Source organism: Stenotrophomonas sp. SMYL11 (assembly GCF_036320005.1).
Lineage (GTDB): Bacteria > Pseudomonadota > Gammaproteobacteria > Xanthomonadales > Xanthomonadaceae > Stenotrophomonas > Stenotrophomonas maltophilia_A.
In genome coordinates this window covers 1-15549 of record NZ_JAWIRS010000012.1, presented here as the reverse complement: position 1 = coordinate 15549, position 15549 = coordinate 1, and the positions used below count along the sequence as shown (strand labels likewise).

General features: G+C 67.3%; 13 protein-coding genes. 4 read left to right on the top strand and 9 right to left on the bottom strand.

Going from position 1 to position 15549, the window contains the following annotated elements:
- Positions 1 to 21: 21 nt before the first annotated feature.
- From V3B46_RS15960 to V3B46_RS15930, 7 genes are all read right to left on the bottom strand, one after another.
- Positions 22 to 1011: a YheT family hydrolase gene (locus V3B46_RS15960; protein ID WP_050509830.1), complete on the bottom strand. Its 990-nt coding sequence runs from the start codon at positions 1009 to 1011 to the stop codon at positions 22 to 24.
- A 52-nt stretch (positions 1012 to 1063) separates the two neighbouring features.
- Positions 1064 to 1855: a lysophospholipid acyltransferase family protein gene (locus V3B46_RS15955; RefSeq protein ID WP_032128720.1), complete on the bottom strand. Its 792-nt coding sequence runs from the start codon at positions 1853 to 1855 to the stop codon at positions 1064 to 1066.
- Positions 1856 to 1975: 120 nt separating this feature from the next.
- Positions 1976 to 2410, bottom strand: a complete 435-nt coding sequence (locus tag V3B46_RS15950) for a hotdog fold thioesterase (RefSeq protein WP_032128719.1) — start codon at positions 2408 to 2410, stop codon at positions 1976 to 1978.
- A 10-nt stretch (positions 2411 to 2420) separates the two neighbouring features.
- Positions 2421 to 4472: a phospholipase D family protein gene (locus tag V3B46_RS15945; protein WP_154261869.1), complete on the bottom strand. Its 2052-nt coding sequence runs from the start codon at positions 4470 to 4472 to the stop codon at positions 2421 to 2423.
- A complete protein-coding gene (locus V3B46_RS15940; RefSeq protein WP_154261868.1) occupies positions 4469 to 5086 on the bottom strand; it encodes a YceI family protein in 618 nt (205 codons plus the stop codon). The genes V3B46_RS15945 and V3B46_RS15940 overlap by 4 nt, the downstream gene beginning before the upstream one ends.
- Before the next feature lie 4 nt (positions 5087 to 5090).
- Positions 5091 to 5567, bottom strand: coding sequence for a SixA phosphatase family protein (locus V3B46_RS15935; RefSeq protein ID WP_005407539.1), 477 nt, complete (start codon positions 5565 to 5567; stop codon positions 5091 to 5093).
- Positions 5568 to 5616: 49 nt separating this feature from the next.
- Complete coding sequence (locus V3B46_RS15930; protein ID WP_010487235.1) at positions 5617 to 6246, bottom strand: ParA family protein; 630 nt, start codon at positions 6244 to 6246, stop codon at positions 5617 to 5619.
- Between the two features lie 123 nt (positions 6247 to 6369).
- Between V3B46_RS15930 and V3B46_RS15925 the strand changes: the two genes are divergently transcribed.
- Positions 6370 to 7854 carry an AAA family ATPase gene (locus tag V3B46_RS15925; RefSeq protein ID WP_329892306.1) on the top strand — a complete coding sequence of 495 codons (1485 nt, stop codon included), beginning with the start codon at positions 6370 to 6372 and terminating at the stop codon, positions 7852 to 7854.
- 573 nt (positions 7855 to 8427) lie between these two features.
- On the opposite strand, the gene V3B46_RS15920 is transcribed toward V3B46_RS15925, so the two are convergent.
- Entirely contained in the window at positions 8428 to 9063 is a 636-nt protein-coding gene (locus V3B46_RS15920) for a tetratricopeptide repeat protein (RefSeq protein WP_329892305.1), read from the bottom strand.
- A gap of 170 nt (positions 9064 to 9233) precedes the next feature.
- Between V3B46_RS15920 and V3B46_RS15915 the strand changes: the two genes are divergently transcribed.
- The 3 genes from V3B46_RS15915 to V3B46_RS15905 all read left to right on the top strand — a co-directional run bounded on the left by V3B46_RS15915 (position 9234) and on the right by V3B46_RS15905 (position 14661).
- Positions 9234 to 12920 carry an indolepyruvate ferredoxin oxidoreductase family protein gene (locus V3B46_RS15915; protein ID WP_329892304.1) on the top strand — a complete coding sequence of 1229 codons (3687 nt, stop codon included), beginning with the start codon at positions 9234 to 9236 and terminating at the stop codon, positions 12918 to 12920.
- Positions 12921 to 13077: 157 nt separating this feature from the next.
- Positions 13078 to 13335 carry a helix-turn-helix domain-containing protein gene (locus V3B46_RS15910; protein WP_154261861.1) on the top strand — a complete coding sequence of 86 codons (258 nt, stop codon included), beginning with the start codon at positions 13078 to 13080 and terminating at the stop codon, positions 13333 to 13335.
- A gap of 3 nt (positions 13336 to 13338) precedes the next feature.
- Positions 13339 to 14661 (top strand): type II toxin-antitoxin system HipA family toxin, encoded by a 1323-nt coding sequence (locus V3B46_RS15905; protein ID WP_329892303.1) that lies wholly within the window; start codon positions 13339 to 13341, stop codon positions 14659 to 14661.
- Here the strand turns inward: V3B46_RS15905 and V3B46_RS15900 are convergent, their stop codons facing one another.
- The gene (locus tag V3B46_RS15900; protein ID WP_329892302.1) at positions 14662 to 15276 is read right to left on the bottom strand and encodes a DUF938 domain-containing protein; all 615 of its coding nucleotides are present in this window, start codon (positions 15274 to 15276) and stop codon (positions 14662 to 14664) included.
- Positions 15277 to 15549 lie beyond the last annotated feature (273 nt).

The window sequence follows — 15549 nt, the reverse complement described above, 5'->3', positions numbered from 1 at the left end:
GGTCCACGCACCGGTGCCGGTTCAGCCCGCCAGCACCCGCTGCAGGCGCTGCGCCACCCAGCGCTCGGAGAAGCCGTCACCCCGCCAGTTTTCCAGGAAGCCGCAATGGCCTCCCCAGCAGGCGGTTTCCAGGTGCGCCTGGCGCGGCAGCTGCCAATCGCTGAAAGTCGCGTACGGGATCACCGGGTCGTCCTGCGCCATCAGGATGTCGGCCGGCACCTGCAGGGTGGACAGGCGGTCACCGGCAATCGAATAGCCATCGAAATAGGCCTGCAGCGAGCCGAAGGTGGTGTGCCGTTCGACCAGCCAGGCAGTCAGCGCACGGATGTCCAGCTTCAGCACGCGGTCATCGCAGTCGCTCAGCTCGGGAAACAGATCGCGCTTGCGGCGCAGCGAACCGGCCCATTTGCGGCGGAAGTACCAGTCATACATCGCCGGGCCGTTTTCGATGCTCTCCATCGTCAGGCCCGGGTCCAGCACCGGGCACACCGAGGCCACCCGCAGCAGCGGCACGCCGGCAGCCGGCGCGCGCAGGGCCAGGCGCAGCACGAAGTTGCCACCCAGCGAATAGCCGGCGGCCACCAGCGGCAGCTGCGGCCAGCGCTGGGCGATGTCACCCGCGGCATGCACCACTTCATCGATCAGGTTGGAGTGGAAGATGCCGGGGTTCAGATGGTGGGTGTTGCCATGGTCGCGGAAGTTCAGCCGCACCACATCGAAACCCTGTTCGATCATGCGCGCGGCAGCCATGCGCATGTAACTGGATTCGGCACTGCCCTCCCAGCCATGCAGCAGCAGGGCCATGCCCTTCGGTTCGCGGCCTTCGACATGGCTGTGCCAGCCCTGCAGGCGCACGCCATCGCCGCCGTCGAGGATCAGCTCTTCGCTGACCGCACCGGTGGCGGCCAGCAGCAGCAGGCCGCGCTGCAGGCGCATGCGGCTGGAGCTGAGCATGGACTGCAGGTGCGGATTGCGCAGCCAGCGCGGCGGCTGGTAGTCAGTCGCATGCAACGTCGGTGTACCGGCGTCCAGGACGGGTGGCGGGACCAGGGCCACCGTGCCCTCAGCCAGTGCTCATGGCCGCCACGATGCGCGCGCGCGAGGTTTCCGCGATGCGTCGACGGCCTTCCAGGTCCTGGGTACCGATCGGCTCCAGGAAATGCACTTCGGTATGCCGCGCCGGCTCACCCAGCAGGCGCAGGAAATTGGCGGCGAAACTCTCGCCCGGGCCGAATGCCACGATGGTCTGTGCGTCACCCTTGAACCCATAGACCAGCGCCACAGGCTGCACCGGAACACCGGTTTCGACCGCGGCCTGGAAGATGCGGGCATGGAACGGCCCCACTTCATGGCCACCGCGAGTGCGCCCTTCCGGGAACACGCCTACCGCCTTGCCGGCGCGCAGGCGATCGGCCATCACCTGCATCACGCCACCGAGCGATTCGGTGTTGCCGCGCTGGTGGAAGATGGTCTGCCCGCGCGCGGCGAGCCAACCGACCAGCGGCCAGCTTGCGATTTCGCGCTTGGCGACGAAGCCCATCATGCGCTGGCTGTGCAGGATGGAGATGTCGACCCAGCTGACATGGTTGGCGACGAACAGCACGGCACCGGGCAAGGGCTGACCCACCCGTGACAGGCGGAAGCCGAAGATCCACATCAGGCCGCCCTGCCACCAGTTCACCACCTTCGCCCCGAAGGTATCCTCGCCCACGCGCAGCTCGCCCCACGGCGGGAGCATGCCGATCAGGATCAGCGGCAGGAACACGGTGATGTGGACCAACAGCAGCGGTACGCGGTACAGGTAACGGCACACACGCGCCACGCCGCCACGGGGGGCCGGAGTGGGGGAAGTCATCCGCGCACGATACCGGAGCGCCGCAGCAGCTGCCAGCCGATTTAGGCCATAACCGCCATTGACCGGGGCAATCGGCGGGGAACGCTGGGTTCTGCCGCCGTCAACACGCACGCCGGGGGCTCAACCGTGGCCGGCGGCCACCACCGCCAGGGTCAGCCGCGAGATGCACACCAGCCGGCCCTGCTCGTCTTCGATGCGGATCTCCCACAGCTGGGTGCTGCGGCCGACATGCAGCGCGCGGGCGGTGCCGGTGACCGTGCCCGAGCGCACGGCGCGCACGTGGTTGGCGTTGATTTCCAGGCCCACGCAGATCTGCTTGCCGGTATCCACGCACAGGTTGCCGGCACTACTGCCCAGGGTCTCGGCCAGCACCACCGAGGCACCGCCGTGCAGGATGCCGTACGGCTGCCGGGTGCGCTCGTCCACCGGCATGGTGGCCTGCAGCCAGTCTTCGCCCGCAGCGCTGAAGACGATGCCGAGGGATTCAATCGCCGTGTTGCGGCTGAGCGCGTTGAGCTGCTCGATGGAAACGGCTTCGCGGAACACCTGGGTCATGCGGGCACCTTCAGAGGATGGGAACGAGGCCGGCACCGAATGCGGTCAGCATGCGCACCAGCAGCCACTTCGGGCCAACGTTGACTTCGGGGAAGTCGCCGACGGCCACGTAGCAGTTGTGGAACGCCGGGTCCTGCCGTGGCAGGGGCTGCGGGCAGTCCGGACCGGGCTTGAACTCGTAGTCGGTGGCGTAGCGCCATGGCCAGAAGTCGAGGATCGGCAGCGCTTCGGAGGCTTTGCCGACGCTGTAGTTCAGGCCCGACAGCACTGGCGGCTTGGCCCGCGGCGCCACTGTCCACGAGTTCTGCGGATGGGTATCGCGCAGGATGCTCTCGGCCAGCTGCTCGGCAAATACCGGATCGTCGATGATCACCGCGCCTTCGGTGTTGTAGTTCTCGCTGCGCGGATCGAAATTGTGGGTGCCGACCACGCCGATGCGGCGATCGACCACCAGCGACTTGGCATGCAGGCCCATGCGGGCGCCCTTGCGGGTGACCGGCAACGGCTTGTTGACCGCCTTGCTGCCCAGGAACGACGGACGCGTCTCGGTGCGCAGCAGGCGCGTTTCCACCTCGCTGCCAGCGGCGCGGCGACGTTCGCGCGCGTTCTGGTAGGCACTGCCGGTACGCGGATGATTCACCGGCACCTGCTTGCGGGGCGCGGCCAGATCCCCTTCGCTGCCACCACCGGCATTGCTGCCAGCGGCGCTGCCGCCGATCAGCGGATTGCGCCCGCCGTCGTCGTCGCCTCCGGGCGCGGCGATCGGGTCGGGCAGCAGGTTGCGGTAATCGACCGGCGCATCCAGCGGGAACGGCTTGTATTCGAAGATGTTGAAGCCCAGTTCGCGCATGTTGCGCCGCTTGTACTTGTACGACAGCGCATACACGATCGGGTTGTCGGTGGCCGCCAGGCTGTTGCTGGACACCACCACGCGCGGCGGCTGCGGGCGCTTGCGCAGCTCGCGGAACAGCTTCTGCGCCGGCTTGGACAGCACCAGGTACGGCGTCTGCAGGATCACTTCCTTCTGCGCACCGGCAATGAGTGCGTCCAGCTGCGGCTCGGTCACGTGCTGGCCGGCCAGCGGGGCATCGGCCTTCTCGCGGCGGTGCTTGCGCGGCAGGTCGGCGACGTAGCGCACCGAGGCCACCGGCAGCGCGGTATCCACGAAGGAACGGGTGATGAACTCCACGTCATTGGCTTCAGCGCTGACCCGCTGCACCCGCTCCGGGCGGCGGAACGTGGCGGGCGGCAGCACCGGCACGCCTTCGCGCAGCAGGGTGCGGCCCACGTCATTCAGGCGCTCGGCCGGCACGCTGCGCTTGGCGCGCCAGAACGCATCGAAGTTGGCCGCCATCGCCCGCGCTTCCGGGCCGGCGATCATGACGTCGCGATCGCGGAAGTTGTACTCGCGATCCCAGTCGTAATAGTCGTCCTGGTAGTTGCGGCCGCCGACCACGCCGATCGCATCGTCGATGACCAGCAGCTTGTTGTGCATGCGCTGGTTGAAGCGACGGAAGCAGCACAGCACGCTGCCGGCGTAATCGAAGTAGTTCAGCCGGGCCTTGCCGAAGGTCGGGTTGTAGACCCGCAGCTGGAAGTTCTGGTGGGCGCCGGACAACGCGCCGAGGATCTGCAGGTCGGAAATCGCCGAGAGCTGGTCGATCAGCACCCGCACCTTCACCCCGCGACGCGACGCGGCCAGCAGTTCGTCGATGACCAGCCGCGCGCTGTCGTCCTTGTCGAAGATGTAGGTCTGCAGGTCGATGCTGCGGGTGGCACTGCGCAGCAGGTTCAGGCGCGCCACCAGGGCGCCCTCCCCCTCGTCCAGCAGGGTGGCGTAGTGGCGCGGCTGTTCCGGGGTGGATTCGGTGAACGCCCGGCCGGCCAGCGCCCGCAGCGGCGAATCCTGTGCGCAGCGGTCGGCGCGCTGGCAGTCGACCTGGATCGAGCGCGCCTGCACGGCGATCGCTTCGGCGCGGTCGCGCTCGGCATTGGACAGCGATGCACAACCGCTGCCCAGCAACACGGTTGCCAGCGCCAGTACACGCAGCAGGAGGTTCACGGTTTCGGCGCCTCGCTCAGGCGCGCTCGCAATACGAAGGTCACTCGGTCACTCAAGGCAAGCTGCCAGCTGTCCATTCCATACCGGCCTCGCTGCACGGTACCGCGGCTGACGACGTCGCAATCATAGCCGGGTCGGGCGCAATCCGCCTTCTCGACCTTCAGTGTCTCGGGGTGGCTGATCCCGCGCAGGGTCAGCCGTCCGTTGATCTCGCCCCCGTCTTCCACGGTCTCCGGCCAGTACGGCAGCGAGTCGAACTCGACCACCGGGTGGCGGCCTGCGTCGAAGAACTCCTCGCCGCGCATCCAGCCGGTGTAGCGCGCCTTGCCGGGGATCTCGACCGAGCGCGTGAACATCTTCAGGTGCACCTGGTGGCGGCCGTCGGAGAGGATCTCGATGCGACCCTCGAAGTGCGGGAACAGGCCTTCGATGCGCTGCCCGAAGCGGGTGCGCACCTCGAAACCGATCTGCGAGCGCTGGGTATCCAGGTGCAGGACCCGCTGCGCTTCAGCGACCACCGGCGGCAAGGGCGTTGGCGGTGGCGCGGCAGCCCAGGCCGCGCCGGAAGCCAGCAGCACGGGCAGCAGAAAGCGGCTGCGCCGCGCCAGGCTCATTGGATCAGGGCCACCAGAACGCGTTCAGGCTGGCCACGCCCGGCTCGATCGAGGCCTCGCGCGGGAAGCCGAGCACGGCAATGCCGGCTGGCGGCATGCCGCGATAGTCGCTGCTGGTACCTTCCGTCATCAACGCCACCAGGCGCTCCAGGCCGGGGTTGTGGCCGACGATCAGCACCCGGTCGAGGTCACGGCGGTCGTCCACCAGCGCCGCCAGGGTGCCGGGGGTGGCCTCGTAGATGCGGTCTTCCAGGCGCTTCTCGACATAGCCGATGGTGCCGAGCACGGCTTCCAGAGTCTCCCGGGTGCGCCGCGCCGGTGAGCACAGCACGCAGTCCGGCAGCAGGTTGTTCTCCTTCAGCCACTTGCCGGCGGCTTCGGCTTCGGCGAGCCCCACCGGCGACAACGGCCGGTCGAGGTCGGCCTGGCCGGGGGTAGCCGGTTCGGCATGGGCATGGCGCAGCAGGATCAGTTCACGCATCGCGGGTTTCCATGAAGAAGAGGATGCAGCAGAAAGAGTGACGCAGGCATCAAAGCTTCAGCCAGGACAGCAGCGGCTCCCAGTCGGCCTGGTGCTCGCGCACCTGGGCCGAGCGGTAGTCGAACAGGCTGCGGCCCAGACCGGTCATGACCACATAGCTCTGGCTGTCGCGCAGCTGCGCGACCACCGGGTACGGCCATTCACCCAGCATCTGCAGCGCCTGCTGCGAGGTCTGGGTCCATGGCTTGGTACGGTTGAGCACCAGCCCCACCGGCAGCTTGCGGCTGTGCACGCGCGGGTTCTGGGCCAGGCTGTTGAGGAAGCCGACGATCGCTTCGATGTCCAGCGCCGAGGGCAGCACAGGTACCACCACCGCGTCGGCAGCGTCGAGGAAATGGGGAATATCGTCAGCCAGGGCACCGGCCGGCGCATCGATGATGACGGTGTCGGTGCCATCGGGCAGCTTCTGCGCCCACTGCTTCTTCCGATACACGTCGATGGGGAGCACCGCGCTTTCCAGCCCGGCACGGCGTTGTGCCCAGCGGGTGCTGGAACCCTGCGGGTCGGCATCGGCAATCACCGTGGCCTTGCCCTGCAATGCCGCGTACGCGGCCAGGTGGGTGGCGACGGTGGTCTTGCCCACCCCGCCCTTGGAACCGGCCACCAGGATCGTCTTCATGCCAGCCTCGCTTCCGGGTACGTGCCCCGAGCGTACACCGGTGATGGTGACGGGAGGTAGCGTCGTGCTGAACCAGCGGCCATCGCCTTTGCTATCGTGGCGCCCCCGAAGGATCGAACCGGCATGAGCGAACTGCAGGATCTGAGCGCGTTGATCCGCGCCAATACCCCACTGATCGTCATCGAGACCCAGGACGAGGGTCGCATCGTCGAGCTGTTCCGGCAGACGCTGATGCACGTATGGCGGGCGCTGCACCGCTGGTCGATCACCGAGGGCCTGCGCCGGATCGACCTGGACAGCGAAGACCCGCCGGTCGGGCCGCCCGACGCCAGCGCGGCCCTGCAGATGATCCGCCAGGCCGACCAGCGCGGCGTCTACCTGCTGCTCGATTTCCACCCCTACCTGGGCTATGCCAGCCACCAGCGCGCCCTGCGCGACCTGATCCAGCGCCGCCACAGCGAGCCGCACGTGCTGGTGCTGATCGGCGCCAAGGTGGAACTGCCGGCCGAGCTGGAAGCACTGGCGGTGCGCTTCAACCCGCGCCTGCCCGATGCCAACGCCCTGCTGAAGATGCTGCGCGAGGAGGCCGACGCCTATGCGCGCGAGCATGGCGGCCGCCGGGTTGAAGTCGACAGCGAGGCGGTGAAGAAAATCCTGAAGAACCTGCAGGGCCTGAGCCTGGTCGATGCCCGGCGCATTGCGCGCCAGCTGATCTACGCCGACGGCGCACTGCGCGACGACGACCTGCCACAGCTGGCGCGGCTGAAGTTCGAGATGCTCAACCGCAGCGGCCACCTGTTCTTCGAACATGACAGCGCGCGTTTCGGCGATGTGGCCGGTGCCAACCGGCTCAAGCGCTGGATCAACCAGCGCCGGGTGGCGTTCATCGCCGGCTCCGCCCCGGCCGGGCTGGACCCGCCGCGCGGCATGCTGCTGCTGGGTGTACAGGGCTGTGGCAAGTCGATGCTGGCCAAGGCCACCGCCGCCGGCTTCGGCGTGCCCCTGCTGCGCCTGGACGTGGGCGCGCTGTACAACAAGTACCACGGCGAGACCGAAGCCAACCTGCGCCAGGCGCTGGCCTCGGCCGAACAACTCGCGCCCTGCGTGCTGTGGATGGACGAGATCGAGAAGGGCCTGGCCAGCGGAGGCGAGGACGGCGGCGTGTCACGCCGCGTGCTCGGTTACCTGCTGACCTGGATGGCCGAACGCAAGGCGCCGGTGTTCATCGTCGCCACCGCCAACCAGGTGCATGAACTGCCGGCCGAGCTGCTGCGCAAGGGCCGCTTCGACGAGATCTTCTTCGTTGATCTGCCCTCGCCTGACGTGCGCGTGGAACTGCTGCGGCTGCACCTGGGCCGGCGACAGCTCAACGCCGATGACTTCGCACTGCCCGCGCTGGCGGCGGCCGCCAATGGTTTTTCCGGGGCCGAGATCGAGCAGGCGATCGTGGCCGGCCTGTATGCGGCGCATGCCGAGGGCCGGCCGCTGGACACCGAGCTGCTGATGACCGAGATCCGCGCCACGCGCCCGCTGTCGGTGCTGATGGCCGAGCAGGTGGAGGCACTGCGTGGGTGGGCGTCGGGGCGGACGGTTTCAGCGGACGACTGAGGGATTTCCAGCGAACGGCGCAGCCCCTCGTGGCTGGTCGCTCAAAGCAACAGCCGTGGTTGGCCGGGTGGGTAGGCTGCGCAGGGGGCGCTGCAAGTACATCCATGTAAGCTCGGTCGCCGCATCCATGCGGCTCACGCCCCTGCGCAGCCTACCCACCCGGCCTCTGACAGTTTCCGGGGGCGTTCAGCCACGCAGAAGAAAGAAGAAGAGCAAAAGCGCTTGGCTCGCCGCTCTTTGTAGAGCCGAGCCCACGCTCGGCTGCCTTTCGATCAGATTTCGAATAGTCGATTCCGATACAGATTCATCCACGCATGGCGTGGACCTACCGTGTCGACCAAGGTCGACACCTACCAAAAGCTGCCGGAATCTGTCGAAGGCGGGGCACTGTGGGTTTGCGGGGTGTGAGCCGCATGGATGCGGCGACCAAGCCCCCATGGACGGGTTTACGGCGGCCCCGCAAACCCACAGTGCCCCGCCATCACGCAGGAAGCCCGCTGTTGCTTCGGCTGTTGCTGTTGCTTCAGCCCTTGCCTCTGCAGGTGCCGGGTGCAACCCGGCCGAACCCCCTCCTTATGGCCAGGCTGGCGGCGCGGCGGCCCAGGCCTGCTGCACCTCGGCCAGCGACGCGCGCTCATCCTCACGCCACTGCGGCAGCAGCTGCCCATAGTTGGCCGTGGTACTCCACTGCGTCGGCTCGGTGCGTACCGCAGCCGCATACCACTGCACCGCCTCCTGCTTCAGCCCCATCCGCCACAATGCCAACGCATAGGTCGGTGGCACCCAGGTGGGCTTCGTACGGGCGTTGCTGGCCGATACCAGCCACTGTTCCAGCGCCGCCTCCGGCTTGCCCTGGCGCAGCAGGTCCCAACCGTAGTTCCAGCGCACGCTGCGGCCGCTGCTGCTCTGTGCCGGCGCCTCTTTCATCGCCTCGCCATACAGCTGCTCGGCCAGCTCGCCCCGGCCCTGCGCACCGGCCACCGATGCCAGCTGCACCGTCGCTTCCACCGCGCGGCGGCCGCGCTCACGCAGCTTGACCAGCTGGGCTACCAGCTCATCGCCCTCGCCCTGCACCGCCACCATCGGCGTGGCCGCCAGGTCGTTGTCGAAGTAGAACTCCTGTGGTGCCGGCACGGCCGGCGCGGCCCACGCAGTGGCCACTCCCGAGGCCAGCAGCACGCTGGCCAGGATCTTTCCTGGAACTGACATCCCTTCTCCCCAGGCCGCAACTGCAGCCTCCCTCTCTCTCTCCCCGATCCTAACCCCAGCACCGCCGCGGGCGCGAGTGCCGGGGCCTCGCGGCCCCGCTGCTACAATTCGCGCCTTTCCCGCCGCGTGCCCGCACGTGGCCGGTGCCAGCCGATCCTACCGGGCCAGCCATGACCAGTACCGCGCAACTCACTTCGCCCTCGTCCGCCGACCTGCTCGACCGTGATTACACGCTCGACCACAAGTACACCCGCAGCGAGGGGCGGATCTACCTGAGTGGCGTGCAGGCGCTGGTGCGGCTGCCGCTGATGCAGCGGCTGCGCGATGCCGCCGAAGGCATCGACAGCGCCGGCTTTGTCAGCGGCTACCGTGGCAGCCCGCTGGGTGGCTTCGACCTGGAGCTGTGGCGCGCGCGCAAGCACCTTGAAGCAGCCAAGGTGAAGTTCACCCCGGGCCTGAACGAGGACCTGGGCGCCACCATGGTCTGGGGCACGCAGCAGACCAACCTGTTCCCCGGCGCCAACGTACAGGGCGTGTTCGGCATGTGGTACGGCAAGGGCCCGGGCGTGGACCGCTGCGGCGACGTGTTCAAGCATGCCAATGCCGCCGGCACCTCGCGCTACGGCGGCGTACTGGCGCTGGCTGCCGACGACCATGCCTGCCGCAGCTCGACCCTGCCGCACGGCAGCGAGGACGAATTCGTCAGCGCGATGATGCCGGTGCTGAACCCGGCCGGCGTGCAGGACATCCTCGACATGGGCCTGCTGGGCTGGGCGATGAGCCGCTATACCGGCCGCTGGGTTGGCTTCAAGACGATTGCCGAGACGGTGGAATCGTCGGCGTCGGTCGAGGTCGACCCGCTGGCCCGGCGTATCGTGCTGCCGGAAGATTTCGACATGCCCATCGGCGGCCTCAACATCCGCTGGCCGGACCCGCCGCTGGACCAGGAAATGCGCCTGCACCGCTATGCGGTGAAGGCCGCGCAGGCGTTCGCCCGCGCCAACGGCATCGACAAGGTGGTGATGGATGCGCCGCGCGCACGGCTGGGCATCGTCACCACCGGCAAGAGCTACCTGGACGTGCTGCAGGCGCTGGAATACCTGGGCCTGGACGAGGCCGCGTGCGCCGACATCGGCATCCGCGTGTACAAGGTCGGCATGACCTGGCCGCTGGAGCCGGAAGGCATCGCGCGCTTCGCGCAGGGCCTGGAAGACATCATCGTGGTGGAGGAGAAGCGTGCCTTCATCGAGCGCCAGATGAAGGAGCAGTTCTTCAACTGGCCGGTCAGCTGGGGCCAGCGCCCGTCCATCGTCGGCAAGTACGACGAGAGCGGCGAATGGATCCTGCCGTCGACCGGCGAACTGACCCCGGCCACCATCGCCGGCGTGATCGGCCGCCGCATCCAGAAGTTCTTCAACAACGAATCGATCGAACAGCGCCTGCAGTGGATGCAGGAGAAGGAAGCCGAGCTTGCGTTGCCGCGCGCCAGCTTCCCGCGCGTGCCGCACTACTGCTCCGGCTGCCCGCACAACACCTCCACCCAGGTGCCGGAAGGCTCGCGGGCGCTGGCCGGCATCGGTTGCCATTACATGGTGACCTGGATGGATCGCAGCACCGACACCTTCACCCACATGGGCGGCGAAGGCGTGACCTGGGCCGGGCAGGCGCCGTTCACCGACACCCCGCACGTCTTCCAGAATCTGGGCGACGGCACCTATTTCCACAGCGGCTCGCTGGCGATCCGCCAGGCGGTCGCGGCCGGCGTCAACATCACCTACAAGATCCTCTACAACGACGCGGTGGCGATGACCGGCGGCCAGCCGGTGGACGGCCCGCTGAGCGTGCCGGACATCGCAAAGCAGATGCGCGCCGAAGGCATCCACACCATCGTGGTGCTGTCGGACAATATCGGCAAGTGGACCGGCCAGCGCGAGCACTTCCCCAGCGATGTCGAGTTCCACGATCGCAGCGAACTGGACGAAGTGCAGAAGCGCCTGCGCGAAGTGAAGGGTGTTTCGATCCTGATCTACGAACAGACCTGCGCCACCGAGAAACGCCGCCGCCGCAAGCGTGGCAAGCTGGAAGATCCGCAGAAGCGGGTGCTGATCAACTCGCTGGTCTGCGAAGGCTGCGGTGACTGCGGCAAGAAGAGCTTCTGCGTGTCGGTGCTGCCGAAGGAAACCGAGTTCGGGCGCAAGCGCGAGATCGACCAGTCCAACTGCAACAAGGACTATTCCTGCGTGAATGGTTTCTGCCCGAGCTTCGTCACCGTGCACGGTGGCCAGCCGCGCAAGGGCAGCAAGCGCGATGCCTCCACGCTGCTGGACAACCTGCCTGCGCCGACCGTGCGCGGCACGCTGGAACAGCCCTGGAACATCCTGATCACCGGCGTCGGCGGTACCGGCGTGGTGACCATCGGCGCGCTGCTGGGCATGGCCGGTCACCTGGAAGGCAAGGGCGCGACCGTGCTCGACCAGACCGGCCTGGCACAGAAGGGCGGCGCGGTGACCACGCACATCCGCATTGCCCGTCGCCCTGAAGACATCCACGCCGTGCGCATCGCCGCCGGCGAAGCCGACCTGGTGCTGGGCTGCGACATGGTGGTGGTCAACGACTACTGGGCGCTGTCGAAGGTACGCGCCGGCCGTTCGCAGGTGGTGCTGAACACCTACGAAGCGATGCCCGGCACCTTCACCACCCGCCCGGACATGCAGTTCCCCGCCGCCGACATCGTGGCCGGCGTGCGCGTGGCGCTGGGCGGCCAGGAGCCGTTGCTGCTGGATGCCACCCAGCTGGCCACCGCGCTGCTGGGCGATGCGATCGCCGCCAACCTGTTCATCCTCGGCTATGCGTGGCAGCAGGGCCTGGTGCCGCTGTCGTTCGAATCGCTGATGCGCGCCATCGAGCTCAACGGTGCGGCCGTGGCGATGAACCAGCAGGCCTTCGCCTGGGGCCGCCTGGCCGTGGTCGACCCGCAGGCCGTGCAGCAGGCCGCCGGCCTGGTGCGCAACCGCCATACCGATACCGAATCCACCCCGGGCCCGCTGCATCCGCTGCCGCCGGGCGAGTGGGAGGGCAACGAATGGGGCGCCACCGCGGCGCCGCGCAACACCGGCGACGAGCGCGAACTGCGTGGCCTGCCCTCGCACGGTGGCGACGTGGCGTTCCTGCCGCTGGACGACGCCCGCCTGTCGCGCTCGCTGGATGAAATGATCGAGCGCCGCGCCGCCTTCCTGGTCGAGTACCAGGACGCTGCCTACGCCAACCGCTACCGCAGCCTGGTCGAGCGCGTGCGCACCGCCGAAGCCGACCGCATCGGCGGTTCCACCGCGCTGACCGAGACCGTGGCCCGCTATCTGTTCAAGCTGATGGCCTACAAGGACGAGTACGAAGTAGCCCGCCTGTATACCAGCGGCGACTTCCAGCGCCGCCTGCAGCAGCAGTTCGAGGGCGATTACCAGCTGCGCTTCCACCTGGCACCGCCGCTGTTCGCCAGGAAGGACGAGCAGGGCCGGTTGCTGAAGAAGGAATACGGCCCGTGGATGTTCAAGGCCTTCGGCCTGCTGGCCAAGCTGAAGTTCCTGCGTGGCGGCCGCTTCGACGTGTTCGGCCGCACCGGGGAACGCCGCATGGAGCGCAAGCTGATCGGCGATTACGAGGCCACCGTGCAGCTGCTGCTGGACGGGCTGGAGGATGATCGGCTGTCGCTGGCGGTGGAGATCGCCAGCGTGCCCGAACACATCCGCGGCTTCGGCCACGTCAAGGAAGCCCACTTCGAACAGGCGAAGGCGCGCGAAGCCGCCCTGCTGGCGCAGTGGCGGAACCCAAAGGCGCTGCACATCGTGCAGGTGGCTTGAGCGCCGCTGAAGGCGCGAAAGCAACCTATTGATTGCATATTGAGAGAGCAATCGATAGGTTGCCTCCAGCGAAGGAAAGAGATAGGTTGCTTGTCGTAATGCAACCTATCCTTTGCGTACACGTTCGCGTACGGTCACTTTCTCGGGGACTGCCGATATGGACAGGCCGTTGTACACGGTGAGGACACCTCAACAACTGGCACCACTGATGCGTGCGTTCAGGCGCCAGGCGGGCTTGAGCCAGGCGCAGTTGGCGGCACAGCTCGGCATAAGCCGCCAGGCAGTAGGCGCCTTGGAGCGCGACCCGGCGTCGGCAAGCTTCGAACGGCTGATGCGGGTCTGGGCAGTGCTGGGTCTGGAAGTCAGATTGCAGCAGCGAAGTCCCCCGGAGACAACGTCAACGTTGGAGTGGTGAGCCATGGGTACGCTGCGGGTCTGGATGAATGGTGTCGAGGTCGCGCTCTGGGATGATGTCCGGAGCGGCTCTCCCCGGCTTTCGTACGTCGACTCGTGGATCAGCTCCGCCCAGTCCCGGCCGTTGTCACTCTCACTGCCCCTGCTCCCGGAGGGTGAGAGCCATCGGGGCAATGTCATCAACAACTACTTCGACAACCTTCTTCCCGACAACGCCGTCATCCGCAACCGGATCCGCGACAGGTTCTCAACGCGCAGCAGCGACACATTCGATCTTCTCGAAGCCATCGGCCGGGATTGCGTCGGCGCAGTGCAGCTGATGCCGCTTTCGCATATACCGGGGGACATCCAGCAGATTACGTGCGAAGCGTTGGACGAATCAGGCGTCGCTGCGATCCTGGGTCAGGTGACGGCAGGGAATCTACCTGGCGCACCCACCAGTGATGATGCGTTCCGCCTATCCATCGCCGGTGCGCAGGAGAAGACGGGGCTTCTGCTACATGCTGGCCAGTGGTGCATTCCTACCGGCAGTACCCCATCCACCCATATCTTCAAGCTGCCGCTTGGCATTGTGGGCAACATGCGGGCGGACATGCACCAATCCGTCGAGAACGAATGGCTGTGCATGCAACTGCTTTCCGCATTTGGAATCCCCGTTGCGAATACGCAGATGGGACGCTTCAAGGACGAACGCGCGCTTATTGTGGAGCGATTCGACCGCCGTCTTTCTGCGGATCGCCGGTGGTGGCTGCGGCTGCCGCAGGAAGACATGTGCCAGGTCTTCGGTCTGCCCGCTGCCAGGAAGTATGAATCCGATGGCGGCCCAGGCATCGTGACCATCATGGATCTGCTTCGACAATCCGAGCATTTCGAGGATCGGGCGACCTTCTTCAAGACGCAGATTCTTTTCTGGATGTTGGCTGCAACCGATGGACATGCCAAGAACTTCAGTGTTTACCTCGAAGCCGGTGGACGCTTCCGCCTGACACCCGTCTACGACGTATTGTCGGTGCATCCCATCCTGGGTAGGGGGCCAAACCAGCTCGACCCGCGGAATGCACAGCTCGCCATGTCCGTCCAGGGCAAGAACCGCCACCGGAAGCTGCACCTTGTGCGACGACGCCACTGGAACGAAACCGCACGCGCCTGTGGTGTCGCTGATGGTGCGGAGCCGTGGATCGAAGCGCTGATCGCAGCCGTCGAACCCGCCATCGAGCAGGTCACGCGTCAGCTCCCAAGTGATTTCCCCGTAAACGTGTCCGAACCCATTTTCAACGGGCTGCGCGCTGCAGCGGCACGCCTTTCCAGCATGTCGCCGGACGCCTGATCACCCCAGCCGCCACAGCAGCAACCGGTTGTTGGCCGGCATCGCTACGTCGCGCAGGCGGGTGAAGCCGTTGTCCTCAGCCAGCGCCTGCACCGCTTCCACATCGCGGATGCCGCTGCGTGGATCACGCGCCTTCAGCCAGGCATCGAACTGCGCGTTGCTGTCGCTGGTGTAGCGGCCGCCGTAGTTGAACGGGCCGTACACCGCCAGAGGCGCACCATGCCGCAGCACCGACGGCAACGCGGCGAACAGCGCCTGCACATACTCCCAACCCATGATGTGCAATGTGTTGGCGCTGAATGCGGCATCGAACGTACTGCCCTCGGGCAACGACAGGCCCGGCGCCGGGGGTAGTTCCACCTGCAGCGCCACCGGCGGCAGCAGATTGAGCAGCGCGGCCTCCGCGCGCCAGGCCTCGATGCCGGGCAGATGGTCCGGATGATCGCTGGGCTGCCAGCGCAGCCAGGGCCAGCGCTCGGCGAAGAACGCCGCGTGCTGGCCGGTGCCACTGCCGATCTCCAGCAGCCGGTGGCGATCGCCCATCCACGGGTCGAGTGCGGTGGCGATGGGTTCGCGGTTGCGCTCGCAGGCTTCTGAATACGGCTTGCTCGACATCGGGGAACGTCCAGGCGTGGTCGCCCCATTGTGCACGAGGGGGGGTTACTGGGCAGGGCTTGCAGCCCTGCACCTGCTTCAAGCCACGGCAACGGCAACGGCAAAAGCTGGCTTCCTGAGGGATGGCGGGGTGGGGGGGGGGGGGGGGGCCCCCCCCCCCGCCCGCGCCCCCCCCCCCCCCCCCCCCCCCCCCGCCCCCCCCCCCCCCCCCCCCCCCCCCCCCCCCCCCCCCCCCCCCCCCCCGCCTTCGACAGACTTCCGCGATCTGTCGGA